Source organism: Mesorhizobium sp. M2E.F.Ca.ET.219.01.1.1, assembly GCF_004016445.2.
In the GTDB taxonomy this organism is placed as follows: Bacteria; Pseudomonadota; Alphaproteobacteria; order Rhizobiales; family Rhizobiaceae; genus Mesorhizobium.
In genome coordinates, this window is sequence record NZ_SADT02000082.1 from 1 (window position 1) to 388 (window position 388).

Sequence of the window (388 nt, forward strand, 5' to 3'; positions counted from 1 at the left end):
GATGGTGATCGAAATTCCTTATGAGTCAGCGAGATAGGACGAGCTGTTCAGAAGCGCGTTCCGCTCTATGGCTCGATTGTGTTAACGTCGCGACTTTCAGAGGAGAAGGCATCATGGCAGCCTATCTGATTGCTGAGCACAAGATCGCGGATCCAGCGGCATACGAGGAATATCGCATAAAGGCCTTGGCTGCCGTCGATCGCTTCGGAGGCAAGTTGCTGTTGCGTGCTCGAAGCGTTGAGGCCCTTGCGGGCTCGTGGCAGCCGGACCGGCTCGTCGTGCTTGAGTTTGCCGATATGGCGTCTCTCAAGGCCATGCATGATTCACCTGACTACCAAGCCCTCATCGGAATCCGCAACGTTGCGGCCGCCAATGTGCTGCTTGCAAT

At 55.9% G+C, this 388-nt stretch carries 1 protein-coding gene; it reads left to right on the top strand.

Annotation, left to right across the window (positions count from 1 at the left end; all coding sequences use genetic code 11):
* Window positions 1-113: 113 nt before the first annotated feature.
* Window positions 114-388 (top strand): DUF1330 domain-containing protein (locus EN862_RS35005; protein WP_193771631.1); only part of this gene is annotated, 275 nt, incomplete at its 3' end.